Annotated in this window: 18 protein-coding genes and 1 riboswitch; of the genes, 5 read left to right on the forward strand and 13 right to left on the reverse strand. The window is 66.6% G+C overall.

Going from position 1 to position 24003, the window contains the following annotated elements; all coding sequences use genetic code 11:
- Positions 1-103: 103 nt before the first annotated feature.
- The 8 genes from RA164_RS16175 to RA164_RS16210 form a co-directional block, all read right to left on the reverse strand.
- The gene (locus RA164_RS16175) at positions 104-1111 is read right to left on the reverse strand and encodes a DegV family protein (protein WP_329741869.1); all 1008 of its coding nucleotides are present in this window, start codon (positions 1109-1111) and stop codon (positions 104-106) included.
- Positions 1112-1396: 285 nt separating this feature from the next.
- Positions 1397-1927 (reverse strand): DUF2894 domain-containing protein, encoded by a 531-nt coding sequence (locus RA164_RS16180; protein WP_329741870.1) that lies wholly within the window; start codon positions 1925-1927, stop codon positions 1397-1399.
- On the reverse strand, positions 1917-2585 hold the full coding sequence (locus RA164_RS16185) for an OmpA family protein (protein WP_329741871.1): 669 nt from the start codon (positions 2583-2585) through the stop codon (positions 1917-1919). Before RA164_RS16185 ends, RA164_RS16180 begins: the two co-directional genes overlap by 11 nt.
- Positions 2582-4678, reverse strand: a complete 2097-nt coding sequence (locus tag RA164_RS16190; RefSeq protein ID WP_329741872.1) for a DUF802 domain-containing protein — start codon at positions 4676-4678, stop codon at positions 2582-2584. Before RA164_RS16190 ends, RA164_RS16185 begins: the two co-directional genes overlap by 4 nt.
- 11 nt (positions 4679-4689) lie before the next feature.
- Positions 4690-5343, reverse strand: coding sequence for a DUF3348 domain-containing protein (locus tag RA164_RS16195; RefSeq protein WP_329741873.1), 654 nt, complete (start codon positions 5341-5343; stop codon positions 4690-4692).
- 93 nt (positions 5344-5436) lie between these two features.
- Positions 5437-5808: a nuclear transport factor 2 family protein gene (locus tag RA164_RS16200; protein ID WP_329741874.1), complete on the reverse strand. Its 372-nt coding sequence runs from the start codon at positions 5806-5808 to the stop codon at positions 5437-5439.
- 133 nt (positions 5809-5941) lie between these two features.
- A complete protein-coding gene (locus RA164_RS16205; protein ID WP_329741875.1) occupies positions 5942-7525 on the reverse strand; it encodes a S10 family peptidase in 1584 nt (527 codons plus the stop codon).
- Between the two features lie 93 nt (positions 7526-7618).
- The gene (locus RA164_RS16210; protein ID WP_329741876.1) at positions 7619-8464 is read right to left on the reverse strand and encodes an EamA family transporter; all 846 of its coding nucleotides are present in this window, start codon (positions 8462-8464) and stop codon (positions 7619-7621) included.
- Between the two features lie 185 nt (positions 8465-8649).
- On the opposite strand from RA164_RS16210, the gene RA164_RS16215 reads away from it, so the two are divergent.
- Together RA164_RS16215 and RA164_RS16220 are read left to right on the forward strand one after the other, a co-directional pair.
- Entirely contained in the window at positions 8650-9252 is a 603-nt protein-coding gene (locus tag RA164_RS16215) for a DUF2239 family protein (protein ID WP_329741877.1), read from the forward strand.
- Between the two features lie 79 nt (positions 9253-9331).
- Complete coding sequence (locus RA164_RS16220) at positions 9332-10618, forward strand: MFS transporter (protein WP_329741878.1); 1287 nt, start codon at positions 9332-9334, stop codon at positions 10616-10618.
- A 3-nt stretch (positions 10619-10621) separates the two neighbouring features.
- Here RA164_RS16220 and eda read toward each other — a convergent pair whose 3' ends face one another.
- The 4 genes from eda to zwf form a co-directional block, all read right to left on the reverse strand.
- On the reverse strand, positions 10622-11269 hold the full coding sequence (gene eda / locus RA164_RS16225; protein WP_329741879.1) for a bifunctional 4-hydroxy-2-oxoglutarate aldolase/2-dehydro-3-deoxy-phosphogluconate aldolase: 648 nt from the start codon (positions 11267-11269) through the stop codon (positions 10622-10624).
- A gap of 46 nt (positions 11270-11315) precedes the next feature.
- On the reverse strand, positions 11316-13163 hold the full coding sequence (edd, locus tag RA164_RS16230) for a phosphogluconate dehydratase (protein ID WP_329741880.1): 1848 nt from the start codon (positions 13161-13163) through the stop codon (positions 11316-11318).
- A 67-nt stretch (positions 13164-13230) separates the two neighbouring features.
- Positions 13231-13926: a 6-phosphogluconolactonase gene (gene pgl, locus RA164_RS16235; RefSeq protein WP_329741881.1), complete on the reverse strand. Its 696-nt coding sequence runs from the start codon at positions 13924-13926 to the stop codon at positions 13231-13233.
- Complete coding sequence (gene zwf / locus RA164_RS16240) at positions 13926-15398, reverse strand: glucose-6-phosphate dehydrogenase (protein ID WP_329741882.1); 1473 nt, start codon at positions 15396-15398, stop codon at positions 13926-13928. Before zwf ends, pgl begins: the two co-directional genes overlap by 1 nt.
- A 190-nt stretch (positions 15399-15588) precedes the next feature.
- On the opposite strand from zwf, the gene RA164_RS16245 reads away from it, so the two are divergent.
- Together RA164_RS16245 and RA164_RS16250 are read left to right on the forward strand one after the other, a co-directional pair.
- Positions 15589-16341: a GntR family transcriptional regulator gene (locus RA164_RS16245; RefSeq protein ID WP_329741883.1), complete on the forward strand. Its 753-nt coding sequence runs from the start codon at positions 15589-15591 to the stop codon at positions 16339-16341.
- Positions 16342-16476: 135 nt separating this feature from the next.
- Positions 16477-18024 carry a tetratricopeptide repeat-containing sulfotransferase family protein gene (locus RA164_RS16250; protein ID WP_329741884.1) on the forward strand — a complete coding sequence of 516 codons (1548 nt, stop codon included), beginning with the start codon at positions 16477-16479 and terminating at the stop codon, positions 18022-18024.
- 131 nt (positions 18025-18155) lie between these two features.
- Here RA164_RS16250 and RA164_RS16255 read toward each other — a convergent pair whose 3' ends face one another.
- Entirely contained in the window at positions 18156-21317 is a 3162-nt protein-coding gene (locus RA164_RS16255) for a TonB-dependent receptor (protein WP_329741885.1), read from the reverse strand.
- 364 nt (positions 21318-21681) lie between these two features.
- Positions 21682-21915, forward strand: a riboswitch (cobalamin riboswitch).
- Positions 21916-22049: 134 nt separating this feature from the next.
- Between RA164_RS16255 and btuB the strand changes: the two genes are divergently transcribed.
- Positions 22050-23957, forward strand: coding sequence for a TonB-dependent vitamin B12 receptor (gene btuB, locus RA164_RS16260; RefSeq protein ID WP_329741886.1), 1908 nt, complete (start codon positions 22050-22052; stop codon positions 23955-23957).
- Positions 23958-24003: the final 46 nt, after the last annotated feature.

A 24003-nucleotide genomic window follows, 5' to 3' on the forward strand; every position in this document is an offset into this window, starting at 1 on the left:
ACAACCTGGCGCACTCATCCTGACGATCGACAGGTCTAGCACGGCGCGCAGGTTGTCTGGCCGCCACTTGAACGGGCGTCAGGCCTCACCAGGCGGCAAGCGACTAGAAATCAGGCGCGTGCTCGGGTGCCGCGAAGCCGATGGAGATCGACTTCTTGCCGGTGATGAGCATGCCGGTGATGCTCATTACCGACTCGTGCAGGGTGACGCCTTCGTTTGCGCACGCGTAGACCAGTTCCGAATAGCCGGACAGGGAACGCAGTTCCTCGAGCGAACTGCCGTAGCTAACGACCATGTGCGGCGTGTTCAGGCCGCGCTGGACCTGCCTGGCGACAAAGCGGAACAGTTTCTGGTGCGCGGGATCGCGACCGCGGATTTTCGCGACCGGGCCGGTTTCGCCCAGGCGCCCGCGGATCACCGGCTTGATGTCCAGCGCGCTGCCGACCATCGCGTTCATGAAGCTGATGCTGCGGTCGCCCTTGGCGCGTGCGCGGGCCCGCATGTACTGCAGGTCGTCGGGCATCACGTAGACACAGGTCGAGTCGATGACCTCGAACAGGCGCGTGCGGATTTCGAAGGGCGGCACACCGCGCTTGAGCATGTCGTCCAGCGCCAGCGCGATCACGCCCTGCGCGGCGAACGCGGTCTTGGTGTCGACCACGCGAAGCTGGAACGGGCGGTTGATCTCCGCGTTCTGGCGGATCACGCGCGCCTCGCGGCCGATGAAGGCACTGGCCCGCATCGCGTGGTCGTAGATCGGGCTGCGGCTGGACGAGACGGTGAGGCAATAGACGCTGTCGTAGTCGAGCACGAACCGTTCCAGGAACATCGCGCTGATCTCGCGCTCGCTCATCGGAATGGTTTCCGCGCTGGCGGTGGCGTCGCCGAACTGGCCGCTCAGGAACTGCGCCGTGGCGCGCGGATCGTGCTGGTCGATCAGCCGGGTATTGTCGATGCGCACGGTAATCGGCATGACCGCCACATGCGGGCTCTTGAAGAACGTGTCCGGCAGGTCGCAGGCTGCGTCGACGATCAGCGCGCTGCGAAGTCTACGCGGCACCGCACTGAGCTTTACGGCGCTGTCGATGGATACGTTGTCGGACATGCTCATTGCGGTGTGCCTTGATGATGGTTCTGCCGTGGAAAAATGCTTCCGGTTAGCCGGTGATGTCAGCTTCCGCGTTATTTGGATCCGTTTAAATCAGAAGCTTCTGACTTTGTTTTGTGGCCTGTGTCCCGGAAAAATCTGACGCTGCTGGTGCACTGGCAGGAACGTCCACGCACCGGCCATCGCCGTCCGCAGGACGCGGCAGACCGGCGCGCTGTTGCGGGAACAGCACGTTCGCGGCCCGGCGTGGCCGGTCCATGGTGATCAGCAACAGGTGCCGCGGATCGCTTATGCGCGCGGCTTGCGGGCAGCCCGTTTCCTGGGGGTCTGCGGCGTTGCCGCGGGCATGGCGCCGGCAAGCTGTTCCAGCCACGCGAGATCGTCGACATAGCCGAGGAAGGCGTGCAGATAACCGGGCGAGAGCTCGCGCATCATGGCGATGGCACGACTGGCCAGCGCAGCGGAATTGAGCGGGCCGGCACCGGTCGGCGCGTGCGCCACCGATTGCTGCAGCCGGCTGTCGGCGCGCAGAGCAGACCAGCGCTGACGGAAGTCGGCCAGTGCGGGCAGTTCCGGGTAGACACTGCGCTCGGGCGGGTTGCGCCGTGCAAGTCCTTCGAGCAGCTCGCCCAGCGGTCCGGGTGACGACGTTGCGGCAGCACTGCCGGGTGACTCGTCCACGGTTTCGACATGGCGCTCGCGCAGCTCGGCCAGCCGTGCGTCGAGCATGCGTTTCGCCGTGCCATCAAGACCGGCCGCACGCTGTTCGAGCGCGGCGATCAGTTGTCTGCGCACGGCCGTGGCGGCGTCAGGGCGCATGACCACCGGTACCGGCGCCTTCCGGCGCGGCATTGGCGGCGGACGAACGGGGAATCGGCGCGATCTCCACGCGACGGTTTTTCGCACGGCCGGCGGCATCGGCATTGGAGCTGACCGGCTGCTGCGCACCAAAGGCCGCGGCGAACACTTCACCGGCCGGCACGCCCGCGGCGATCAGCGCACGGGTGACGGTGAGCGCGCGCTGTGCGGACAGCTCCCAGTTGTCGGCGAAGCGGCGGTTGTCTCCGTGCACGGGCTGGTTGTCGGTGAAGCCGCTGACCATCAGCAGCTCGTCGCGTGACTGCAGGTACTGCGTCAGCGGCTGCGCCAGACTCTGGATCAGCTGGCGCCCCGCGGGCTGCAGCTGGTCGGAATTGAGCGCGAACAGCAGGTTGCCGCGAATGCCGATGCGTCCGTTCACCAGGGTCACGCGGCCCTGCGCCAGCGGCGTGGCCAACGCGTGTTCGAGTGCCGCGCGACGACGCAGTTCCAGCTGATGCTGCTGCTCCACCCGCTGCAGCTTGTGCGAAAGCTGCAGCTGCATGCCGATGACGCCGACCAGGATCAGCACGAAGGCGCCAAGCAGGACCGACATCAGGTCGCCGAAGGCCCAGATCGGGGCCGTGGATTCGGCGGTGAGTTCGACTTCGTCGGTCATGCCTTGGCCGCCCTGGCCGGTGCGCGGCGGCCGGCGAGCTGCTGCATGTCGTCGATGATCTGCTGCTGCGAGAGCACGCTGAGTTCGACCACTTCCTTCGCCTGCGCCACGTAGTAGGCAAGCTGCTCGTCGCTGCGCGCCAGCGAGGCATCGAGCGCACCGGCGATCTGCTGCAGGCGTTCCATCAGGGCATCGCCGGTCTGGCCGAACTGCGCCACGCCGGCACCGAAGGCCTCGCCCAGGCTGGCGACTTCGTGGGCACTGACGGTGACCTGCGCGGCGGCGGTGTCGAGCTTGCCGGTCTCGCTTTCGATCTGCTCGGCGAAACGGCTGCCGACGCGGTCGAGCAGATCGGCCGAGGTGCTGACCAGTGCATCGACCGCGGTGCGCTGCTCGGTGGACGCGTGATTGACCGCATCGAGCAGGGTTTCCAGCGTCGCCAGCAGGCGGCTGCGTTCTTCCAGCATGGCGGTGTCGCGCACCATCGAGTCGGACAGCTTCTGGCGCAGCTCGCCCACCACTTCGGCGGCCACGCGCGGCGCCTCGGATGCGGCTTCGACCAGCCGACCGATGTCGGCGAGGGTCTGGCTGGCGTGGGCTTCGCCCTGCGCGGCAATGCGGCTGGCGGTCTGTTCCAGCGTGTCGCAGATGGCCTGCTGGCGATCGGCGGTGGCCTCGCCGACCGTTGTCCATTGCGCACCCAGGGCGGCGGCGATGGCATCGAGCTTATCGGTCCAGGCCGCCAGGCGGGCTTCGTCGCTGCCAGCCAGTGTCGACTGCAACTGGGCATGCGAGCGGTCGACCGTCTGCACCAGGGCGACGGCCTGCGACTGGAAGGTTTCGCTGGCGGCAGCCCAAGCCTGCTGGTTGCGACTGGCGAGTTCGACGTGGCTGGCATCCTGCCTGGCCAGCGCGCCGTTCCAGGCTTCGGCCGAGCGTTCGGCGCTGGCATCGAGACGGGCGCTGACACCGTCCAGCAACGCGGCACTGCGCTGCTCGAAGGTGTCGGTAAAGCGGGCCAGCGCATCGCCCAGCGCCTGCGCATGCGCCTGATTGGCCTGGCGATGCTGCACCAGCGCGTCGTTCCAGATGCCGGTGACGCTGCGCGCGGTATCGTCGAAGCCGGTGGCAAGGCCGTCGAGCTGGCGCTGCACGGCTTCGCCCACGCTGGCCTGGATCGCCGCCGATTCACGGGCCAGGCTGGCCAGGGTCGACTCCACCGCCGGCTGCAACACGCTGCTGGCGTTGCGCGCACTGTCGGCCACGCTGTCCTTCAGCGACTGCTCGACCGACTGCGCCAGGCGCGCGTAGGCCTCTTCCGTATGCCGGTGGAACGCCTGCTGCGCGGCCTGCTGGCGCTCGTGCGCGGCGGCGCTGTGCTGCTCCAGCGTGGTGGCCATCGCCTGCAGGCGGTCGACGATCGCGGGCATCGCCGCGGTCTGCTGCTGCAGCAGGCGGAAGGCCTCGTCGCGCTGATGCGCCTGCGAATGGACCCGCAAGGTGGTGGCGATGCGGGCGTCCAGCGCCTGCACTGCCTGCAGCCGCTCGCGCCGGACCAGGGCCGACAGCAGGCCCAGCATGGCCGAACTGGCGACACCGGCGATCGAGGTACCGAAGGCGAAGCCCAGGCCGTTCACCGGCGCGGCCAGCGAACCGCGGATCGCCTGCAGGTCGGTAGCGCTCTGCAGTGCCATGCCGGTGCCGCGCAGCGTGGCCATCATGCCGAGCAGGGTACCGAGCATGCCCAGCAGCACCAGCAAACCGACCAGGTACGGCGTCATCGCCGGCGCCGGCAGCGCAACGCGTTCGCCTTCCACGCGCAGGCGCACCGCGTGACGCAGACCGGGATGCAGGCGCTGCAGCCAGTGCCCGAGTTCGTCCGGCGGCTGCTCCAGCTCGCCCACCGCCTGGCGCAGGGTGGCGGTGGCCTGGGCATAGCGGAACAGCTCGAGCGTGCCGGCGAGGTAGCAGGTGCCGATCAGCAATGCGACGGCCATGCCCAGCGGGTTGTTGCCGGCATAGCTGACGACGATCCAGCCGATGGCGGCAAGGCCCAGCGCGAAGACGGCGAGGTGGAGAAGTTTCTTGAACATGGCGAACTGCGTCAGTGGGTACGAAGCGCGGCAAGCAGCGCGTTGACCGGTTGAAAACGAACATCCAGCTCTGCCAGCAGCACGCTCTGCATGTCGCGGCGGAAGCCATCGAGCCAGGGGGTTTGTTGCGCCACGCGCAGGCGCTCGTAGCGCTGCTCCAGCAAGGCCGGCACCTGCTCCAGCAGCCGGTGCTCGCGCGGGGTCAGTGCCGCCTCCATCACCGCATCCACCTCGGCCAGCCGTGCGGCATCGACCGAGCCGCGGGCCAGCGCGTCGCGCAGCCGGCCGCGCAGCCGGCCGATGCTGGCCTGCATCGCACGCTGGCGGGCCAGGCAGGCCTGGCGGAACGGCCCGAAATCAGGCTCGTCCGGCACGTGCGCTCCCGCGGCGAGCTGCGGGTCGTGCTGGATCGCATGCGTCAGCGTCGCACGCGCCTGGGCGCATTCGGCGTGCAGCTCATCGGTCGCGTCCACGGCCATGTCCGCAACATCCGGGCGGCCATCCAGCGCGCTGGACAGCGCCAACGCATGTTTCCAGTCCAGCCACTGGCCCAGGTGATCGGGCAGGGTCGCGCCGGGCGGCGCCACATCGGCACGCGCCAGGCGTGCCAGCAGGCGGATGAAGGTGGGCCCGCGGACCGCAGCTTGGGGGCGTGCTTGCGCCATGTGTCCCCTGGCAAAACCGGCAGTTTACCGCGACAGCAGCGGCCCGGTCCGCTTCCGCGCTGAACCGGACAGCCGGGCACATCCCTGCCGGATTTACTCGCTGTGATCGGCGATGTAGACCAGCAGGCCGTCGAACACGCGGTATTCGGAGCGTCCGGGCATGGCGATGCGCTGGCCGGCGCGGATGCCGTTGGGCAGGTCGAGGGCGAAGGTACCGTCGAACTGGATCTGCGCCCAGGCGCTGTCGCCCTGCTCGCGGTACGCGGTGATGACCTGGCGGCGTGCGCTGAACAGCGGCTGGGTGCTGCGCGCCAGCCGTTCGAAGTCGAGCAGGCCCTCGGTGCGCAGCGCGCGCTGGCCACCGGCGTAGTTCTCGAACACGATCGCCGGATGCAGGGTCAGCAGCATCGCATCGACGTCGATGCGGTTGTAGGCGTCGATGTAGCGTTCGATCAGGGGGCGCATGGCTGGACGGCTCGGGTTGCGGATGACGATATCGCGCCATTATCCCGGGCCTGCCGGCATGCCGGTAGTCGCCCGACGGAATGCGGTCCATCGCGGATCGACGGGGCGGGCCGCGAACGGCCCGCCCGCGCGGTCACTTCAGGTTGTCGGTGGCCCGGATGAACGCCGCCACGTTGTCGTGCAGTTTCTTCATCGACGGCTCGTGCGCGTAGATCATGTGACCGGAGTCGTACAGCGCATAACTGATGTTCTTCTGCAGCGATGCGGGGATCGGCAGGTGGTGCATCTCGTACTGGCCTTCGTAGAACGGCGTGGCCAGGTCGTAGTAACCGCTGTTGAGCATGACCTTGAGGCCCGGATTGGTCTTCATCGCCATCGCCAGGTCCGGCATCACGTTGAGCGTGTGGTGGCTGCCGTGGTGGGTCATGTCCCAGTGGTCGATATCGGCCCACAGGCGATAGGTGCGGTTCTGGCCGAACTTCAGGTCCTTGCGCACGTAGTTGTTGAACACGGCGACATAGGCGGAGCTGATCGCCGACGACTGCGGGTCATACTCGGCGCTCTTGCCCATCGGATCGATCGAGGGGCCGGAGAAACGGGTGTCGAGACGGCCGGTGGAATCGTCGGCCTGGCTCAGCAGCTCGTGCTCGAACATGCCGCCGCTGACCCGCAGGTTGGCCTTCAGCAGATAGGCCACCGGCAGACCGGTGTACTGGTGTAGCTGTTCGGCCACCGCCTGCGCGCGCGCGGGGCTGAGCGTGGAGCCGGCCATCAGCGCGCTGGCGTATTCGCCGGTGGCGTACTGTTCCACCTGCTTCAGGAACGCCGGCAGGTCGGCCGGCTGCGACGGCAGCTTGTGATGGTAGTAGGCCGTGGCCGCATAGGTCGGCAACGCCAGCTCGTAGGGCAGGTCCACGCCGGGGTTGCGCTGCGGGCCATCGATGCTGAGGCCGAAGTTGAGGATCTGCGAGAGCAGCACCACGCCGTTGAGGTCGACGCTGTCCTCATTCTCCAGGTCGTTCGCCACCACGGCCGAGCGGGTGGTGCCGTAGCTTTCGCCGAGCAGGTATTTCGGCGAGTTCCAGCGGCCGTAGCGGGTCAGGAAGCGGGTGATGAACTGGGCGAAGGCATGGCCGTCGCCGTCCACGCTGTAGATCTGCTTCTTGCGCTCGGCCATCTGCTTGGCGCGCTTGGCCGGGTCCTTGTCGTTGGCGATCAGGCGGCTGAAGCCGGTGCCCGGTGCATCGATGAACACCAGGTCGGAAGCGTCGAGCAGGCTGTAGTCGTTATTGATCAGCGGGTACGGGGCCGCCGGCGTATGGGTATGGTCAGCGGTCACCACGCGGCGCGGCCCGAACGCGCCCATGTGCAGCCAGACGGTAGACGAGCCGGGACCGCCGTTATAGATGAAGGTGACCGGCCGCTTGCCCGGCGCCACGCCCTTCTTGAAGTAGGCGGTGTAGAACATGCTGACCGTGGGCACGTCGGACTTGTCGCCGCGGCCGTGCAGCACCAGCGTGCCGGCCACTGCGGTGTAATCGATGCGCTTGCCTTCCACCGTCACCGAGCCTTCGGTGGTGGACGACTGCGGAGTCGTCAGCATCGCCTGCGGCGATTCGGGCGGTACCGCCTTGCCTTGGTGCCGGTCGCCACCGGCCATGGCGGTGGCGCTGAGAAGCAGGGCAGCCAGGGTGGCGGCCAGGGGAAGCTTGCGCATGTGCGGGATGTCCTCGACGAATGAAGCGTGGAACGCGGATACACCGGAGCTTAGGTGCCGCGCAGCCTCGCCTTCACAGCCCAGAAGTCATGCTCAGCCGTGCGTGAGCAGGCCCACCGCCACCAGCGCTAGTGCCAGGGCGGCCAGGTTGAGCCGGCTCAGGCGTTCGCGGAACAGCAGCAGACCGGTCAGCGCACCCAGTGCCACCACGCCCAGGTTCATGCTGGCGAAGACCAGTGCCGGATTGCCCGGCAACGCGCGGTGCGCGCGCAGGTAGAACAGGATGTTGCCGAAGTTGCACAGGCCCAGCAGCACGCCACCCAGCAGGCCCTGTGTCGTGAAGCGCGTGCGGCGGGCCAGCACGATCGCGAAGGCCACCAGCATCGACAGCGCGAACATCGACAGCAGCGCGGTGCCCAGCGGGATGCCGGCCGCGGCCACCCGCTTGAACAGGATGTCGATCACGCCGAAGCCGGCGAACACCAGCAGTGGATAGACCCAGCGACCGCCGCCGGCCACCGGACCCGTCCGCTCGGCACGCCAGATCATGCCGGCCATCGCCAGCAGACCCAGCACGCAGCCGGCCGCCTTGATCGCGTCCAGCTTTTCGTTGAACAGCACGAAGGCCGCCAGCAGCGAGATCAGCAGCGACAGGCGCTGCGCCGCGTCCGAACGCACGATGCCGGCATGCCGCACCGACGCACCCAGCGCCAGGAAGATCGTCGGCAGCAGCACGCCCAGCCCGAGCAGCGCCACCCACGGCACCCCCGACGAACGCAACGGCGCCAGCGACGGATGCAGGGTCGACAACGCCAGCGCGCCAGCCACCACGTAGTTCCATGCCACCGCCTGGCCAACGTCCACCCTGAAATGCTTCGCCAGCTTCAGCAACACCGACACGCACACGCTGCACAGCACGCTCAGCCACACATAGATCATCGAACGATTCCGCAATCAGACGGCTGGCGAGGGTACACCCGACAGGTCCGGCGCCTGGGCCGGGATATCCCCCTGGCAGGCCCATGTCGCCTGCGTGTGCGCTTCGCCGATCGCGCCCCTGAGCATGGATTGACCTTTATTATTATCCGGGCATAATTCAGGCGCCTTCGTCACCGGCCATCGCCATGACCCACACCCTCCATTCCGGTTGCACCGCCTTCGACGGACATCGGCTGATCGCAAGCGGCCCGTTGCCCGAGGTGGCACTGGCCGCCAAACAGGCGCTCGATGCCGGTACGCAAGGGCCGCTATTGGTGTTCGATGATGCCACCAGCGAGCCGGTCGAAATCGATTTCCGCGGCAGCCCGAAACAGGTGCTGGCGCGGCTGGCCCGCACCACCGCCACGCCGGCCCCGGCCGCCGCACCACGGGGTCGCGGCCGGCCGAAACTGGGGGTCACCGCGCGCGAAGTGACCCTGCTGCCGCGTCACTGGGACTGGCTCAACCAGCAACCCGGCGGTGCCTCGGCCACCCTGCGACGCCTGGTCGAGGAGGCCCGCCGCGCCGGTGGCACCCGCGAGCAGGCGCGGCTCGCCAGCGAATCGGCCGACCGTTTCATGCGCGTGATCGCTGGCGACCTGCCGCACTACGAGGAAGCCTCGCGCGCATTCTGGCGAGGCAACCGCAAGGACTTCGCCTCACGCATCGAAAAATGGCCCGTGGATGTGCGCAACCACCTGCTTGGCCTGGTGACACGCGCGTGGGATGCGATGACCGCTGCCGGCTGATCGGCATCGACCCTGCATCGCTTCGCGCCATATCGACATCACTCCTGCTGCATCGACATCACTTCTCATGGATCGAACCATGCCGCCTTCTTCCGTCCACCCCTTGCGCGACAACACCAATTTCCGGCTGCTGTTCGCCGGCGGCACGGTGTCGGCCTTCGGCGACCAGTTCACCCTGGTGGCCCTGCCCTGGCTGGTGCTCAAGCTCACCGGAAACCCTGCCGCGCTCGGCCTGGTACTGGCGGCCATGGCGGTGCCGCGCGCCGTGTTCATGCTGATCGGCGGTGCCGTGGTCGACCACTTCTCCGCGCGCAATGTGCTGCTGATCGCACGCGGCGCCAACGCGCTGATGGTCGCCGCGCTGGCGGCACTGGTGCTCACCGGCGGGATCACCATGCCATGGGTCTACGCACTGGCGCTGGGCATCGGCCTGGCGACCGCCTTCGCCTACCCGGCCAGCACCGCGCTGATGCCCTCGATCGTGGCTCCGCAGCAGTTGCAGCAGGCCAATGGCGCGCTGATGGGGATGCGCCAGCTCAGCCTGTTCGTGGGCCCGGCGCTGGCCGGCCTGGTGATCGGCACCGGAGCACACGCAGCCGCGCACGGGCTGGCGGATGCGCACGGGCTGGGCCGCGCCTTCGCCATCGACGCGACCAGCTTCGTCTGCTCGCTGGTGACGCTGGCGCTGATCCGCCTGCCGACTGGCGCGAAGCGTGCCGGCGCCATGCCCGGGGTGTTCGGACAGGTGCTTGGTGGCCTGCGCAGCATCGCCGCCGACCCGCCGTTGCGCGCCTTCATGCTCTACGCGGCGGTGGTATCGATCTTCGTCACCGGCCCCACCCAGGTCGGGCTGCCGGTACTGGCCGACACCCGGCTGGACCATGGCGCGACATCGCTCGGCATCGTGCTGGCCGCGAACGGTGGCGGCATGCTGCTGGGCGGATTGCTGTCCGGGATCGTGGCGCGACTGGTACGTGGCCACCTCGGCACCATGATCCTGTGCTTCGACACCTGCGTGGGGCTGGTGCTGGCCAGCCTGGCCGGTGTGCATGCCACCTGGCTGGCAGCCACGCTGCTGGCGATGACCGGGCTGCTCGGCGGTGTGGTGCAGATCACCCTGGTCAGCTGGATCCAGCGCCGGGTAGCGCCGAACATGCTCGGCCGCACGATGAGCGTGCTGATGTTCACCTTCCTCGGCCTGGGACCGCTGGCCGCGGCAGGCGCGGGCGCACTGCTCAAGCTGGTGTCGCTACCGGTGTTGTTCGTCGGTGCCGGCCTGACGTTGTCGACGATCGCGCTGGGTTGCCTGGCCAGCCCGGCACTGCGCGACATCCGTTCGCAGGATGCCGCGCCACGTACCGCGTGATGCTCAGCCGCGCAGTGCGGCTGCTTCGCGAGCCAGCAGTTCGATGCCGGCCCAGTCGCCGGCCTTGAGCTTGTCGGCCGGGGTCAGCCAGGAACCGCCCACGCAGGCCACGTTGGGCAGCTTCAGGAAATCGGGCGCGCTGGACAGGCTGATACCGCCGGTGGGGCAGAAGCGGATCTGCGGCAGCGGGCTGGCCCAGGCACCCAGCAGCTTGTGGCCGCCGACCGGCACCGCGGGAAACAGTTTCAGGTGGCGATAGCCGCGTTCGAGCATGCTCATCGCCTCGCCCGCGGTCGCCACGCCCGGAAGCAGCGGCAGCTCGCCGGCATCGGCGGCATCCAGCAGCTTGGGCGAGGCACCAGGCGACACAGCGAAGCGTGCGCCGGCCTGGCGCGCGGCCTCGAGCTGGAAACCGTCCAGCACGGTACCGACGCCAACCACGGCGCCTTCGACCTCGGCGGCAATCGCGCGGATCGCGTCCAGCGCGGCCGGCGTGCGCAGGGTCACCTCGATTGCACGGATACCGCCGGCCACCAGTGCACGCGCCATCGGCACGGCATGGGCGACCTCGTCGATGATCACCACCGGCACCACCGGGGCAAGGGCGAGGATCTCGGCGAGTTGCTGCTGCTTGGTTTCCTGCGGGGTCATGGCAAAGGCTCGTATGAAAGGGGTGTAAGGCCAGGAGTGAGGGATGTCAGACGTCGGCGGCGTGATGGCGGTCGTGCACGCGGAACACACTGGCGCCCGAGGCGGCGGCACCGACCGCGTTGCGCAGCGGGGCAAACAGTTCGCGGCCCATGCCGACGTGGTGTGCGGAAAGATCGGCATGCACCTGCTCGCGCGTGGCCCACTCGGCCGCGTCGACCTTGGCCTCCAGCGTGCCGGCAATGACATCGAGACGGACGATATCACCGTCGCGCAACTTGCCCAGCGGGCCGGCGTCGATCGCCTCGGGGGTGACGTGGATGGCGGCCGGCACCTTGCCGGATGCGCCGGACATGCGGCCGTCGGTGACCAGCGCCACGCGATGGCCGCGCGCCTGCAGGATGCCTAGCGTCGGGGTGAGCTTGTGCAGCTCGGGCATGCCGATCGCCTTCGGACCCTGGAAGCGCACCACGGCAACGAAGTCGCGGTCCAGCTCGCCACGGTCGAAGGCGGCCTTCACGTCGTCCTGGTCGTGGAAGATCACCGCCGGCGCCTCGATCACCAGGCGGTCGCCCGGCACCGAGGACACCTTGATCACCGCACGCCCCAGGTTGCCCTTCAGCACGCGCAGGCCACCGTCGGCACGGAACGGTTCGCTGGCCGGACGCAGCACGTCCAGGTCGGCGCTGGCCTCGACCTTGTTCCAGCTCAGCTCGCCAGCGGCATTCAGCGCCGGCATGCTGCGGTACGCGTCCATGCCCTGGCCCCACACGGTGCGCACGTCGCCATGCAGCAGGCCCGCATCGAGCAGCGAGCCGATCAGGAACGGCATGCCGCCGGCCTGGTGGAAATGATTCACGTCGGCGCGGCCGTTCGGGTAGACGCGCGCCATCAGCGGCACCACGCCGGACAGCGCGTCGAAGTCTTCCAGGGTCAGCACGATGCCGGCCGCGGCGGCCATCGCCACCAAGTGCAGCAGATGGTTGGTGGAGCCGCCGGTGGCGTGCAGGCCGATCACGCCGTTGACGATGGTGCGTTCGTCGACCATCCGGCCCAGCGGCGTGTAGTCGTCGCCCAGCGCGGTGATCGCCGCCGCACGCCGGACCGCGGCAACGGTCAGCGCTTCGCGCAGCGGCGTGTTCGGATTGACGAAGCTGGCACCCGGCAGGTGCAGGCCCATGATCTCCATCAGCATCTGGTTGGAGTTGGCGGTGCCGTAGAAGGTGCAGGTACCCGGCGCGTGATACGACGCGGACTCCGCCTCCAGCAGCTCGGCGCGGGAAGCCTTGCCCTCGGCATAGCGCTGGCGCACCGCGGTCTTCTCGTCGTTGCTGATGCCGCTGGGCATCGGTCCGGCAGGTACGAATACCGCCGGCAGGTGGCCGAAGCTGAGCGCGCCGATCATCAGGCCTGGCACGATCTTGTCGCAGATGCCGAGGAACAGCGCGGCATCGAACATGTCGTGCGACAGCGCCACCGCGGCGGACATCGCGATCACCTCGCGCGAGAACAACGACAGCTCCATGCCGGCACGACCCTGGGTCACGCCATCGCACATCGCCGGCACGCCACCGGCCACCTGCGCGGTGACGCCCGCCTCGCGCGCCACGCGACGGATCAGTTCGGGATAGCGCTCGTACGGCTGGTGCGCCGAAAGCATGTCGTTGTAGGCCGTGACGATACCGATGTTGGGCGTGACGGTACCGCGCAGTGCAGCCTTGTCGTCGGTGCCGCAGGCGGCGAAACCGTGCGCAAGATTGCCGCAGGACAGCTGGCGACGGTGCGTGCCTTCGCCGCGGGCGGCGTCGATGCGCGCCAGGTAGGCGTCGCGACCGGGGCGGCTGCGCTCGACGATGCGCTGGGTGACTTCGGCAACAACAGGGTGCAAGGTACTCATGACGAACTCCTGGTCGCGCGGAGATCGGCGCGACCGGCAACAAAAACGTGGACGGAGTGCGTGCCCATTACGGGCACCACCAGGGTTCCAGCTGCGGCGCAGCGCGCAACACCGCGCCCATCGGCAGCGTGCTGCCGGGCTCGCATGCCGTGTCGAACACGCTGCGCTTGGCCTCGCCTTCGATGTGCAGGAACAGCGCGCGGCTGTCCAGCAGCGCGGGCAGGGTGAAGGTGATGCGCGGCTCGCCCGCGCCCTCGGCGCGCATCGGCAGCACGCGCGCGGTGCCCTTGAGATCGAGCGCCTCGGCCAGACGGTCGCCGCCGGGGAAGAACGATGCGGTATGGCCGTCGCCACCCATGCCCAGGATCACCACGTCGAAGGTCGACGGCAGTTCACCGAGGCGCGCACGCAGGGTGGCGATGGCCGCTTCGGGCGTGGGTGCGGCGACGTACAGCGGCACGAAGTTCGCCTCCGCCGCCTGGTGCTGCAGCAAGGTGACCTTCACCAGCCGCGCATTGGAACGCTCGTTGCTCTCGGGCACCCAGCGCTCGTCGACCAGGGTGACGGTGACCCTGGCCCAGTCCAGTGGCATCTGCGAAAGCTGCTCGAAGAAACGCTTCGGCGTACTGCCGCCAGACACCGCCAACAGCGCCTTGCCGCGAGCGTCGAGTGCCTCGCGCAGTTGCGCCGCCACGCGTGTGGCCAGCCCCTCGGCCAGGGCATCGGCATGGTCGAAGCGGTGCAGGGCGAACGCTTCGGGCATCAATCGTTGTCCTCGTGCCAGGTGCGTCCATCGCGCTCGATCAGGGCAACAGCGGCGCTCGGCCCCCAGCTGCCGGCGGTGTACGGCCGCGGTCCCTCGTTGCTGGATGCCCAGGCGGCCAGGATCGGATCGGCCCATTGCCAGGCGGCCTCGACTTCGTCTCGGCGCATGAACAGGGTGGGGTTGCCGCGGACCACGTCGAGGATCAGTCGCTCGTAGGCGTCCGGCTGCTGCACCCCAAAGGCTTCGGCAAAGCTCATGTCCAGCGGCACGTGACGCAACCGCAGGCCACCCGGTCCGGGGTCCTTGATGGTCAGCCACAGCTTTACGCCCTCGTCCGGCTGCAGGCGCAACACCAGCTTGTTCTGCACCAGCGGACCGGCGCTGCCCTCGAAGATCGAATGCGGTACCGGCTTGAAGGCCACCACGATCTCGGACACACGCTCCGGCAAGCGCTTGCCGGTGCGGAGATAGAACGGCACACCGGCCCAGCGCCAGTTGCTGATCTCGGCCTTCAGTGCCACGAAGGTCTCGGTGTCGGACTTGGCGTCTTCGCCCAGTTCCTCCAGATAGCCCGGCACGCTCTGGCCCTCGACGGCACCCGCACGGTACTGGCCGCGCACGGTGAGCTGGCCGGCATTGGCGGCGTCGATCGGCTTCAGCGCACGCAGCACTTTCAGCTTCTCGTCACGCACCGCATCGGGCGACAGCGAGGCCGGCGATTCCATCGCCACCATGCACAACAACTGCAGGATATGGTTCTGCACCATGTCGCGCAGCGCGCCGGCGTGGTCGTAGTAACCCGCACGACGGCCCAGGCCGAGGGTCTCGGCCACGGTGATCTGCACGTGGTCGATGTGACCGGCATTCCACAGCGGCTCGAACAGTGCGTTGCCAAAGCGCAGCGCCAGCAGGTTCTGCACCGTTTCCTTGCCGAGGTAATGATCGATGCGGTAGGTCTGTGATTCGGCGAAGACCCGGCCAACGTCGTCGTTGATCTTGTTCGCGCTGGCCAGGTCGCGGCCAATCGGCTTTTCCAGCACCACGCGGCTCGCGCCCTGGTTCAGGCCCAGCTGGCCCAGCCGTTCGCAGATGTCCACGAACAGGTCCGGCGAGGTCGACAGATAGAACACCCGGATGTTGTCCGGCCGTTCGCCGAGCAGCTCGCCCAGGCCTGACCAGCCCTCGTCCTTGCGCGCATCGAGCGGGCGGTACGCGATCAGGTCGAGGAAAGCCTTGCACTGGTCCGGCGTGTCGTCCGCCAGGGTGCCCAGCGCTTCGCGTACCAGTACGCGGTAACCGTCGTCGCCCATCGGCTCACGGGCCACACCGATGATGCGGCTGCCGGCGCGGATCTGCCCGGCCAGATAGCGACGGAACATGGCCGGCAGCAGCTTGCGCACGGCCAGATCGCCGGTGCCGCCGAAGATCACCAGGTCGAACGGGTCGACCGGCAGAGAGGCTGGAGTCACATCGCACCTCGAACACTTGGGGGCAGGTGGCAGTAGGCCACTTGCCGTGGGTCCCCTGATCGTACCAATGAAATACCAGACGATACCAGTCCTTTGCCCGGTTCATTTTATGACGATCGGTCCCATCCATGGCGAATTTCTTGCCGCATCATGGATTGTCCCAGTGGTGTGCTATTGGTATGTTTTACGTATGCAAAGCGCCCTTGCCGACGAATACCACCGCCTCTGCCGCGATCCGGCCACGCATCAGCCGCTGGCCTACCTGCGGCTGCGGCGCGCCATTCGCAATGTGATTGAGCAGCGCACCATTGAGCCTGGCCAGACCCTGCCCAGCGAGCGCGACCTGGCCCAGATCCTCAGCCTGTCGCGGGTGACCGTGCGTAAAGCCATCGCCGGCCTGGTCGAGGAAGGCGTGCTTACCCAGCGCCATGGCGCCGGCACCTTCGTGGCCGAACGCATCATCAAGCCGATGTCGCGACTGACCAGCTTTACCGAAGACCTACGCGCACGCGGACTCAACCCGCGTTCCGAATTCTTCGAGCGCGACGTGGGCGAGGTGACGCCGGAAGAGTCGATGGCGCTCAACCTGTCGCCCGGCGTGCAGGTGGTCCGCCTGCATCGCGTGCGCTACGCGGGTGACGAACCGCTGGCGATCGAACGCACCGTGGTACCCGCCAGCGTGCTGCCCGACCCGATGCTGGTACACGACTCGCTGTACGAAGCGCTGGAAACACGCGGCTGCCGTCCGCGCCGCGCCCTGCAGCGCCTGCGCGCCGTGCTATTGAACCCGCGTCACGCACGGCTTCTGCACGTGCCGCCGAACAGCGCCGGCCTCAATATCGAACGCCGCGCTTTCCTCGACGATGGCCGCGTGGTCGAGTTCACCACCTCGTGGTATCGCGGCGACATCTACGACTTCGTGGCCGAGCTGCAGACGGACTGAGGTCCTTGCGCCAACCCGGATGCACTACTCTGACCGGGTCAGCCCTGTCACCCGTGCATGCCGAAGCCGGGACCCAGCCGCTCATGCGTTTCACGCCAGCCCTATCGCACCCTCATGCCAACGCATAACCTAAGCTTGAACCCCTCGCTGCAGCGGCAGCTGGCCGAAGCCGGCAAGGCGCTGAGCCAAGGCCAGGTGCAGCAGGCACGACAGACGCTGCGGCAGGTGCTGGCAGGCGCGCCAGGACACCCCAACGCCCAGTTCCTGTACGGCGTGGCGAGCCTGATGGCCGGCGACGGAGCCGAAGCCTTGCGCTTCCTGCGCAAGGCCGCAAGCCAAAGTACCAATGACGCCACGATCCAGATGTACCTGGGCATGGCCCTGCACGATACGGGTGCGACCGTTGAGGCACTGGCCTGCCTGCGCCGTGCCTGCGAGCTGGCTCCCGGCCAGGCACCGACCTGGTACAACCTGGGCAAGGCGCTGAAGCAGGACGCCATGCTGGACGATGCCAGCGAAGCCCTGCAGCGGGCTGTGACACTGGACGAGCGCCATCTGCTGGCCCACATCGCCCTGGCCGACATCGCAACCATGCAGGGCCGGATCACCCAGGCCGTCTCCGGCTATCGGCAGGTACTGCGCCTGCAGCCCGATCATGCCCAGGCCTGGCATGGACTGGCCAACCTCAAGACCGAACCGCTGAGCCCGGCCGACACCGCCCACCTGCGGCAGGCACTACAGCGCCCCGGCATCCATCCGGATACCCGCGTGGCACTGGGCTTCAGCCTCTTCCGTGCACTGGAAGACCAGCAGGACTATGCGGCGGCCTTCGAGGCGTTACGCCAGGCCAACAGCGACAAGCGAAAGCTGGTGGACTGGGATGCCGCGGCTGAACATCAGCGCATCGGGCACATCATGGAGGCCTTCCGGCCAGCGTTGCCACCGCCCCGCGATGCCACGCTGGGCCACGAAGCCATCTTCATCGTCAGCATGCCGCGCTCGGGCTCGACCCTGGTCGAGCACATCCTTGCCTCGCACAGCCAGGTCGAAGGTGCCAACGAGATTCCGGATCTGCCCGCCGTCATCGAAGACGAGTCTCGCCGCCGCAACCAGGCGTTTCCGGACTGGGTCGGCGCGGCGTCCGCGGACGACTGGCAGCGACTTGGCCAGGATTACCTTGCGCGTACCGCCCGCTGGCGCACGCAACATCCGCGTTTTACCGACAAAGGTCTGCTGAACTGGCCGCTGGTCGGCGCCATCCGGGCAATGCTGCCCGGAGCCAGGATCATCCATTGCCACCGTGACCCGGTGGAGAACTGCTTCGCCTGCTACCGTCAGCTTTTCGGTCACGGCATGCATTTCAGCTACGACCTCGGTGACCTAACCGCGCATTATCGCGACCATCAGCAGCTTGCCGGCTACTGGCAGCAGCGGTTCCCGGGACAGTTGCTCGACTTTTCCTATGAAACGCTGCTGGACGATACGGAAGCGCAGATCCGCCGGCTTCTCGATTTCTGCGGGCTGCCGCTCGAGCCCGCCTGCCTGACCCCGCACCTTGCCAAGCGCGAGGTGCGCAGCACCGCCAGCGCGGCCCAGGTGCGCCAGCCCATCGCCAGGACCACGCCTCACGGCGAGCTCTACGGGGATTTGCTGCTGCCGCTGCGGCAACGTTTGGATCTCTAGTCCACCCTGTCAGCCACGCAACAAAAAGGCCACTGGATAACCAGTGGCCTTTTGCTTTCTTTGCTTTCTTGCCAGTCGTTCGCCAGCCATCGCCACCTTTGACCGTGGCGATGACCGGAGAGCGCTTCGACTTACCAGTCGTACTTCACGCTGAACTCGGCGTAGCGCGGCAGCTCGACCGCGTAGCCCGTTACACCGCCGATCGGCAGCTTGTAGTTCGGATCCGGTGCGCCACCCACACCATCGTGGGTAACGACGTAAGCCGTGTCCTTCTGCTCGTTGAACACGTTCTGGACCTGTACCTGAAGCGTCAGGTGCTTGCCAGCCCATTCCGGGATATAGCTGACCGACAGGTCGAGCTGATGGGTCCACGGCGTATGGCCCGCCTTGCCCGGAGGCGACGGCATACCATTGCACCAGTGATAAGCCTCGCCATAACCGTCCGCATCGACCTGGTTCGGGCCATAGGAACCCAGGCAGGTGATCGGCGCGCCGGACTGAACGATGTACAGACCACTGAGCAGCCACTCGGGGGTGATCGCATAGGTGCCGTAAGCCTTCAGCGTGTGGCGATGCGAATTGGGCAGTTCGCCGTTCGAATACTGCATGAGCGTCGGGAAATCCCAAGCCTCGCTGATCGAACCGGACTGACCACCACCCGCGGCGGCAGAGGCGTTGCTGGTCTGGCCGAGCGGCGAGTAGGTCGGGCCTTCCGTGGTGCCGTAGCTCTTGGCGAACACGTAGTCGATCTTGCCCATCCACTTGCCGTCCCACGGATGCTCAAGCGCCTCTTCCAGGCTGTAGTACTTGCGGAACGCCTTCGGGAAACCGCAGACCGTTCCGTCGCAGGCCGTGTGCGGGTTCCAGATGTAGGTGCTGTAGGTACCAGAATTCGTCAGATAGCGAATGACATTGCTACGGCCCGGGTTGACCAGAATGTCAGTCTGGTAGGCAATCGGATTCGCATCGGCCGGCGGATTGGGAACGGTGCCGGTATCATCGATGATGTTGTTCATCCGCGAGTAGGTCGCCTGCGTGGTCCAGACCAGCGACTGGCCGAACGCGTGGAGGGCCTTCTGGAAGCCCAGCACGTACTCGTCCTGATACATCGGCTTCAGGTCCGCGGCAGCAATCGTCTTCGGATCCTTGGGCGTACCGTATTCGCCGTCGGGCGAATATGGGGTTGCCGTCGTGGGAACCTGGGTCAGACCCTGCGGCAGGCCGTTGGAGTCGATGGACGAGTAGGTGTAGTACTCGTTCAGGTAGGCGTTGGCACCGGCCATGCGCACGCCCAGACCGGTCGGCAGGGCCAGGTAGTAGCGACCCACGTTGCCGTACAGCTTGGCGCTGCTGTCGCCGAAGATATCCCAGCTGAAGCCCAGACGCGGCTGCCACTGCGGCGTGGTTTCCCTGATGTAGGGCTGGTTGCCGGCACTGTAGTTGGTGAACTGGTCGTTGCGCAGGCCAAGGTTCAGCAGCAGGTTGGGCGTGATCTGCCAGTTGTCCTCGATGTACTGCGCCTTCTGCTCCACCGTGAACGAGGCCACGCCGCCATACGTCCGCTTGATGACGTAATAGCTGGTAGCGTTGGTGCCGGTACCTACCGCGCCACCGTTCGGGTAATTGACCGGGTTGGCGACGCACTGACCCAGCGCATTGCACTGCAGAGTGGGCGACGACAAGTTCTTGGAACCTTCCTTGCCGTAGATCCAGTAATACCCCGGACCCGCACTCTGGCTACCGTCGCTCATGTCGGTGCTGCGCATGTTGTCGATACCGAACTTCAGGTCGTGGTTGCCCAGCTTCCAGTCCAGATCCATGCGGAAGTTGTTCTCGGTGGACCTATGGTCCGGCGAGGGGATGGTCAGCGCATTGTTGTTCGTGTTGCCATAGCCCGCGACAGTCGGGTTCTGGTTGTAAGTCGAGGCCACGCCCGCCATTCCCGGGTTGAAGCCCGGATAGGACTGTTGATAGCTGTAGTACGTGCTCTTCATCTTGCCGGCCAGCACGCTCAGCGTGAGGTTGTCGGTGATGTACGAGGTGTACTTCAGGATGCCGATGTTGAACTTGCTCGAATACAGCGGATTGTTGATGCCGGCGTAGCTACCCACGCTATTCGTGCTGTAGTCGTAGTTGTACGCATTGTTCGACAGATCCTCGAGCTTGCTCGAGGCATAGGTGGCTTCAAGAATGTTGTTGTCGTTGATGTTCCAGTCGACCTTGGCGTACAGCTTCGGCAGGCTGGTGCTGTGCGAGTTGTAGTAGGGCGAATTGACCGAACCGGTGGACTTGCTGCTGTCGTGCTGGGCCTCGGCCGTGATGTAGAAGAACAGCTTGTCCTTGATCAGCGGTCCCGACAGGTAAGCGTCATAGACCGTGCTCCAATCCTCGTTCTTCTGGCGATTGACGAACATGTCGCCAACCTCTTGCCCCGGGGTGGTCGACTGCGGGTTCGCGTAGTGGATGTTCTTGTAGCCGCTCTGCGCCCAGGTCGGGGCAAAGGTGACATAGACACCGGCATGGAACTGGTTGCCACCGCGGTGACCGATCTGGCTGATCACGCCGCCGGTGGAACGGCCGTATTCTGCGCCGTAGCCGGAGGTGATGGTCTGCTGTTCGGCGATCGCGAAGTACGGCAGCGCGATACCACCGGCGTTACCCACCGGGTCGGTGGTGTTGAAGCCGTTGATGTAGTAGGCGTTCTCAGCAGTCGAATCGCCACCGAAGGAGATCAGCGGGGTACCAGCCGGGCCCGTACCGAGGCTGGCGTTGCCGCCGGCGACGCCAGGCGCGAGGATGGCGATGGACTCGGCGTTGTGGGCCAGCGGCAGCTGCTTCAGCTGGGCGGCGGTGATCACCGAGGTCTGGCGGGTGGAGGACACGTCGATCGCAGGCAGCGAGTTGGCGGTCACGGTGATGCCCGACATGTTCTGGGCATTCTGGGCCGATGCTGCGGCAGCGAACGGCACTGCGGTGCCCGCGCCCACGCCCACATGCACGTTTTCCTTGGTGGCAACGGCAGAGCCATTATTCATCAGGGATACGGTGTAGTCACCGATCGGCAGGTTGATAAGGGTGTAACGGCCGGTCGAATCGACCGCCACCGAACGGGTCAGGCCCGTCTGGGTGTTGACGGCCTGGACGGTCTCACCAGCGGACACCGGTGCGGTACCGTAAATGCTGCTGGTCGTGGCCTGGCCATAGGCAAGCCCGGTGAAACCGAGGCTCACGGCCATGGCGGCAGCGAGTGCATTACGGCGGTAGTGCGTGCCCCGCTCGAAGCGCTTATTCATCAGTAATCTCCCCAAAAACAGCCCATCACGGGCAATTGGACAACGGCCACGCCAACCTGCCTGTCAGACAGTGCTGGCGATAATCTCCAAGGAATCCGAAGCTGACTTGACAACCCGCAAACCGCAGTCCCGCGACGCTTGGGTAACACTTCGTCCGGGAAGTGCACCATCGCTGGACTTCGGCCGTAAGCCCCTCTATCAACTCTTCGGTCCCTCTGACGCTCGAACTTAGTTTGTCCGCTTGTGACTGTCAACACTTTCTTAGCAATTCCGATATACATGGATTATGTAAAAAATCGCCGTGCAAAGCGGACTCCAATCCCTTTCATTATTAAATAATTGTTTAACAATGTTCGCGCAGGTTAAAATCAAGCGCGATTCGGGTGTTCCCCGGCCAAATCCGGCCGGGGGATGAAACGGGAAGCCGGTGCGATGTGTCTTCGACACGACAAACCCGGCGCTGCCCCCGCAACGGTAAGCGAGTCATCGGCGCGACTACTTGATGCCACTGTGCCCTGCACGGGAAGGCGTCGCGTCCAGGTGTGTCCAGTACATGCCGCTCGCGAGTCCGGAGACCGGCCCGATTCGATGTCCTGGTGGCTCGCGGTGGGCGAGGCCGAACCGCGCGATGGCACCTGTTTTCGGCCCTTTCGTCGTTCCGAGCTGATCCCGACGCACCACCAGCCCCCGAACTCATAGGCCGCGCGGGGACGCACGGCTGGGACTGGAACGATGAAAAGAACTCTGCTTGCTGTTGCGCTGCTCGGATGCCTGACGACCAGCGCCGCCTCCCTGGCCGCCCAGGCCAATACCACTCTCGACCCGGTGATCGTCACCGCAACACGTACCGCGATCAGTGCCGACGACGCCTTGTCCTCGGTCACGGTCATCACCCGCGCCGACATCCAGCGCCTGCAGCCGGTCTCGCTGGTGGATCTGTTGCAGGGACTACCGGGCATCACCATCACTCAGGCGGGCGGGCTCGGCGAGCAGACCTCGCTGTTCATGCGCGGCACCAATTCTACCCATACGCTGGTGCTGGTGGACGGCATCCGGATCGGTTCGGTGACCGCCGGCCTGCCCGCGCTCGAACAGATTCCGGTGAACGAGATCCAGCGTATCGAGATCGTGCGCGGGCCGCGTTCCAGCCTGTATGGCGCCGACGCCATCGGTGGCGTGATCCAGATCTTCACCCGGCACGGCTCGCAGCACGGCGGCCTGACGCCCTCCCTGTCCGTCACCACCGGCAGCCATGGACTGGCGGGCAGCCAGGTGGGCCTGTCCGGCGGTGACCGGCACGCCTGGCTCAACCTCAGCCTGGGCGGCGAATACACCCATGGGTTCCCGTCGTGCCGCATGGGCGCGGCCGAGGCCGGCGCGGGCTGTTTCGCCGACGACCCGCGCAACGATGCCTATCGCAACTGGAACGGCCTGCTCGATGCGGGCTACCGCTGGGACAACGGCACCGAACTGGCGGTGACCGGCCTGCGCAGCCGCAACGATGTCGAATACGGCGGCACACCCTACGGCGGCAACCGGGCGATCAACGAGCAGCAGCTGGCCGGTGCACGCCTGAGCTTTTCGCCGCTGGAACCCTGGAAAGTTACCCTGAGTGCCGGACAGAGCCGCGACCTGGCGTCCACGTTCTATCAGGGCACCTACTACGGCACGTATTACCCGCTGACGCCGACCGGCTTCTACAACTCGCGGCGCAATCAGGCGTCGTGGCAGAACGACATCCGCCTGGGTGCGGACCAGTTGCTCACCGCGGGCGTGGACTACCGCCAGGAACACATTTCCAGCAGCACCGGCTACCTTGCCAGCCAGATCGACGACACCGGCAGTTTCCTGCAGTACCAGGGCAGCTTCGGACGCAACGAGCTGCAGCTGTCGGCCCGACACGACCACAACGGCCAGTTCGGCGGCCACGATACCGGCGCCGTAGCCTGGGGCTACCACTTCGACCACGGGCTGCGCCTGATGGCCAGCTACGGCAGTGCGTTCCACGCACCGACCTTCAACGACCTTTATTATCCCCCGTACTACGGCATTCCGTCGGCCAACCCCCACCTGAAACCGGAAACCTCGCGCAGTGCCGAGCTGGGCCTGTCGCAGCAGGGCCAGGGCTGGAACTGGGCACTGAATGCCTACCAGACCCGCATCCACGACCTGATCGCGCTGAACAGCAGCTATTACCCCGAGAACATCAGCCGCGCTCGCATCCGTGGCCTGGAAGCGCAGGCTGGCACACGCCTGGCCCACTGGAACGTGCACGGCTACCTCACCCTGATGCGGCCGCAGGACGTCGGCGGCGCGGACGACCCCAACAACGGCAACCTGCTGGCACGCCGGCCGGAGAAGACCTTGCGCGTGGACGCCGACCGCCAGTTCGGTGCCTTTGGCGTGGGCGCGACCTTCTATGCCGCCGGCATGCGCTACGACGATGCGGCCAACCAGCACCGCCTCGGCGGCTATGCCACCACCGACCTGCGCGCCAGCTACGCCTTCACGGCGGACTGGACGCTGTCGGCTCGCCTGGCCAATGTGTTCGACCGCCGCTATGCAACCGCGTGGTACTTCAACCAGCCCGGACGCAGCTGGTTCCTGACCCTGCGCTACAGCCCTGCAACACACCACTAAGCAGGGAAGACCGACGCGGCATACGGCCAGCCCCGCATGCCGCGTC

Origin of the sequence: Dyella sp. A6, assembly GCF_036320485.1 — a bacterium.
Lineage (GTDB): Bacteria > Pseudomonadota > Gammaproteobacteria > Xanthomonadales > Rhodanobacteraceae > Rhodanobacter_A > Rhodanobacter_A aluminiiresistens.